Here is a 4,537-nt window from a genome sequence, read left to right on the forward strand (position 1 = left end):
GAAAGCGAGTGATTTTTTATGCAGTAGGCGGTCATTTAATTTGGCCGAACTTGTGCCAAATAATTTGGCCGCCTACAAATTGCACGGTACCGAAACAAAGAGATTGGGATAGTTCATCAGTTTTTTAACTTGTTATCCGATTTTAACGCTATACAAAATGTAATGACCCCGTTGCTTATTAATGGAGTAAAACGTAATGAAGCCATCGTGCTATCCGAGGCAATGCTTGAGAGGATGGGTGTTCTGTCTAGAGCTAAACATTATCCATCAGAACTTTCCGGTGGCGAGCAGCAGAGGGTAGCTATTGCCAGAGCACTTGTTAATCAACCAAAGGTGATATTGGCCGATGAACCTACTGGTAACCTTGATAAGAGAAATAGTCAAGGGATTATTGAATTGTTCCGTGAAATACACGAAAAGGGGACTACTGTTGTGTTGGTTACTCATGATCCTACTATCGCCGAGGGCGCTGATAGAATATTAGATCTTAATAAGTACTTATGTACCGTCTAAAAATATTATTAAGATTGTCCTTGGCCACATTAATTTTTGCTTAGAACCCATCTCATAAATCGAATATAATCAAAATCTCAAGATCTTTCCAAGAACCATGAATTTGGGCGAGGGCAAGGATGAGGTAGCACCTCAACTGAAGACAACAGCATAGCATGAGGTTGAGGTGAGTTTGTGGATTTAACTAACGAGCAGTATAGTCATATCAGGCGTCATGGATAACGACCCATCGCTAACACCAGAAGGAAAGGAAGGCCGCAGAAGGCTGGAAGGCTGGGACGTTCCTACAAATTTCCATTATCTGTTAACTCAATAGTCTTGTTTCTTGTCCGTTCAGCGTAGCAGACGAAGAATTTGGATTTTTGCAGGAACGTCCCAGAAGTCCAATGAAGAAGGTAATCATCGATAACGATATACAGCATGGTCAGCCGATTATTGAAGGGACACGCATACCTGCTGTGGTTATTCTTGGTGCGCTTGCAGAAGGCATGACGGCTGAGCAAATCAAATACGAGTAGATGTGACCGCCGAAGATATACAAGCATATACAAGCAGCTCTGCGTTATGCCGCTGATATTGCTGCAAACGAAAAAATCATTCCGCTTAAGAAGACATCATGATAAAGTTCTTGCTTGATGCAGGAATACCGCAAACGATTCAAAAATTCCTCAAAGGTCATGGTTATGAGGCAACTCATGTTGCAGATATCGACCTCATGTCTGCAGAATCTAGTTATTATCCTCAAGCTTCGGTTGATATAAAATCAAAGAATGAAAGCGAAAAACATCTTTATCACGGGAAAACCCGGCACAGGCAAGACCACACTTATAAAGAAAATAATCGCTGAGCTTAACCTTAACGCTGGCGGCTTCTTCACGCAAGAAGTAAGAGAGGCAGGCGAGCGCATAGGTTTTGATATCCTCACCCTGGATGGACGACGCGGCACTCTGGCCCGCAAGGGAATGAAAAGTAGGTTCAGGGTCGGCAAGTACGGCGTTTCATTAAATGATTTAGATGAGATAGCGGTCGACTCCATCAGAAAAGCCCTGCAGGAAAACAAAATCGTGATAATCGATGAGATTGGAAAGATGGAGCTGTTTTCGGAGAAGTTTAAAGATGCGGTAGTGCAAGCACTGGAAAGCGAAAATATAGTCTTAGGGACGATAAAGCTGGCAGACGATCCGTTTACGGATAAGATCAGGCGGCGGGATGATACGGTTATCTTTGAGTTGACTGCCGAGAATAGGGAAGAGGTAGGGCATTTGGTAAAGAGTGCTATTGGTGCTTGATTGCAGTTCTGGATAGTGTTTAGCAGCAGACAGGCTATGGTCTGTATGATTACCGTCCCGTAATGCCTAATTACCCAAAAACTTGAGACAGTTCTCTGCGCCATAAAGAGGTGGATGCAATAGGCGGTAAGGTATAAGTGTTGATCTAAAAAGCAGAACAGGTAGACTACTGCCTAAAATCATCTAGGCAGAAGTATGCACGATTACTATCTGCCAGTTCGGCCGCTATGATTTCGTTAAAGTTTGTCTTGAGTAAATGAGGGCTCTCATTTAAGACATTTCCTAAAGCTTCTTGAGCGGTGTGTCCTTGTCCAAAAGCAACAATTTGTAAGTTCTCAATATCTGGTCGATACTTTCGCTATTGGGTTGATAGGAACTGTTGCGGTTCTTGTTATTAAGTGAATTAAAGTGGAGGCATAAGAAAAATCTATAACTACGATATTGATGCGCTTGGCCTCAGTGAAAGCACGATTACAATAAACGCTTCTGCGTTAGTCAGTAGTAAAAAAATAGTTGTTAATGTAATATGGAAAATTAGTTATACCCCGACCGATTGTTGTAATTACTGAAGGGCGATTTATCCTAGGAGTGTTCATATGGCTGCAAAACATAAACTTGAACTTTCAACCCTTGAAAACTGGCTTTGGGATGCCGCGTGTGTTATTCGCGGGGCGATTGATGCGCCCAAGTTTAAGGATTATATCCTGCCGCTCATCTTTATGAAGCGCCTGTCGGATGTGTTTGAGGATGAGGTGCAGGATTTGGGGTCGCTTGCAAAATACGTCGATGAAGACCACGAGCTGGTGCGTTTTTATATTCCCAAGGAAGCGCGTTGGGATTCGATAAAGCGGCAGACGGCGAACCTGGGCGAGTTCTTAACCGATGCGGCGAGGGCTGTTTCAAGGCAGAACCCCGAGCTTCAGGGTGTTATCGATGTTGTCGATTTTAACGCGACCGCTGCCGGGCAAAGGATTTTGGGGGATGACCAGTACCGCCAGCTTATCCAGGTGCTCTCAAAGCACAGGCTGGGGACGCGAGACGTCGAGCCGGATATTCTCGGGCGGGCTTATGAGTATTTGCTGCGCAAGTTTGCCGAAGGACAGGGGCAAAGCGCAGGTGAGTTTTACACGCCGCGAGAGGTTGCGGTTCTTATGGCGCATATTCTCGACCCCGACCCCGGCGATTCCATTTATGACCCTGCGTGCGGGTCGGGAGGTTTGCTTATTAAGTCGTACCTCAGGTTTAAGGATAAATATGGTGTGACGGGTGAGAACGGCAGGAGGGTTATTCCTGAGAATATAAACCCCTTAAGCTTCTACGGGCAGGAGATAAACCCGGCCACCTTTGCCATAGCCAGAATGAATACTTTCATCTATAACATGGATGCCCACATCGCAATCGGCGACACCATGAACCACCCGGCGTTTAAAGAGCCGGACGGCAGCCTGCTGAGGTTTAACAAAGTGACAGCCAACCCAATGTGGAATCAGAAATTCCCGCTTACCACATACGAGCACGACACCTACGGGCGCTTCGGGCTCGGGTTTCCGCCGACTTCAAGTGCCGACTGGGGATGGGTGCAGCACATGTTTGCCTCGCTTAAAGACAACGGCAAGATGGCGGTGGTATTAGACACCGGCGCTGTGTCGAGGGGAAGCGGCAATGTCGGCGCAAACAAAGAGCGCGATATACGCAAGGAGTTTGTCGAGCACGACTTAATCGAGGCAGTAATCCTTTTGCCGGAGAACCTTTTTTATAACACGCCCGCCCCTGGAATCATCATGGTGATCAACAAGGCAAAGCGGCATCCCAACGAGATTTTATTTATCAATGCAAGCAAGCTTTTCTCTAAGGGACGACCGAAGAATTACCTTGAAGATGATCACATTGAACATATCAGCCAGCTTTATCTGAATTGGAAAGCTGAAGAAGGCGTATCGGCCATCATCACAAAAGAAGAAACCGTGCGCAATGATTACAACCTCAGCCCAAGCCGTTATGTAACTATAAACGGTAAGGAAGAAGTCTTAGCTCCCGAAGAGGCATTTGTGCTCCTTCAGGAGGCCGAAGAGGAGCGTGCCGAAGCTGACCGTGAGCTTAACGATGTTTTGGCTAAACTCGGGTTTGGAGTGTTAAGCCATGATTAAGACTAATGGCCAGGTAGCGGGAGAGCCTGATAAGGACATTGAAATGGATGCTGAGCTTGAGCCGGGTTTTAAGATGACTGAGTTGGGGCCACTGCCTGAGGATTGGCAGATCGTAAAGCTGGGCGATATCGCTGATATCAAATATGGTAAGGCAAAACCAAAGTATAGTGGCAACATTCCAGTGGTTGGTTCAGGTGGCATCTATAGTAGGACAAGCGAGGCATTGGTCAATTTCCCAAGCATTATTATAGGTCGCAAAGGCAAGGCTGGATTTGCTTGGTTGATGAAAGAACCTTTCTGGCCATCTGACACAACTTTTTATCTCGAGTGGAAGAAGAAAGTTGATATTCGGTATATTTTCTATTATATGAGATATAACCCTCTATCAGGCGAGCACGCAAAAACTACTTTGCCAAGCTTGCAAAAATCTGATCTTGAGAAATATTCTATACCTTTACCCTCGCTGGATGAGCAGCAGGAGATTGTGCATGCGCTTAAAGCCGTTCAGCGGGGGATTGAGGAGACGGGGAAGGTTGTTGATGCTGCTCGGGAGCTGAAAAAGTCATTAATGCGCCATCTTTTTACGTA

At 45.7% G+C, this 4,537-nt stretch carries 5 protein-coding genes; all 5 read left to right on the plus strand.

The genetic code is table 11. The features are described from left to right. Window positions 1-78: 78 nt before the first annotated feature. Entirely contained in the window at window positions 79-513 is a 435-nt protein-coding gene (locus K6T91_11425; GenBank protein ID MCL6473395.1) for an ATP-binding cassette domain-containing protein, read from the plus strand. Window positions 514-899: 386 nt separating this feature from the next. Next, on the plus strand, window positions 900-1,031 hold the full coding sequence (locus K6T91_11430; GenBank protein MCL6473396.1) for a DUF433 domain-containing protein: 132 nt from the start codon (window positions 900-902) through the stop codon (window positions 1,029-1,031). 252 nt (window positions 1,032-1,283) lie between these two features. After that, entirely contained in the window at window positions 1,284-1,802 is a 519-nt protein-coding gene (locus tag K6T91_11435) for an NTPase (protein ID MCL6473397.1), read from the plus strand. A 596-nt stretch (window positions 1,803-2,398) separates the two neighbouring features. Then, complete coding sequence (locus K6T91_11440; GenBank protein MCL6473398.1) at window positions 2,399-3,949, plus strand: type I restriction-modification system subunit M; 1,551 nt, start codon at window positions 2,399-2,401, stop codon at window positions 3,947-3,949. Beyond that, a partial coding sequence (locus K6T91_11445; GenBank protein ID MCL6473399.1) for a restriction endonuclease subunit S occupies window positions 3,942-4,537 on the plus strand: 596 nt, incomplete at its 3' end. The genes K6T91_11440 and K6T91_11445, both read left to right, overlap by 8 nt.

The organism is Bacillota bacterium, from assembly GCA_023511485.1.
Lineage (GTDB): Bacteria > Actinomycetota > Aquicultoria > Aquicultorales > Aquicultoraceae > CADDYS01.

What these genes read in the sequence shown, in the direction of transcription:
- K6T91_11430 (MCL6473396.1), top strand. Translation starts at nt 900, where the DNA reads ATGAAGAAGGTAATCATCGATAACGATATACAGCATGGTCAGCCGATT.
- K6T91_11435 (MCL6473397.1), top strand. Translation starts at nt 1,284, where the DNA reads ATGAAAGCGAAAAACATCTTTATCACGGGAAAACCCGGCACAGGCAAG.
- K6T91_11440 (MCL6473398.1), top strand. Translation starts at nt 2,399, where the DNA reads ATGGCTGCAAAACATAAACTTGAACTTTCAACCCTTGAAAACTGGCTT.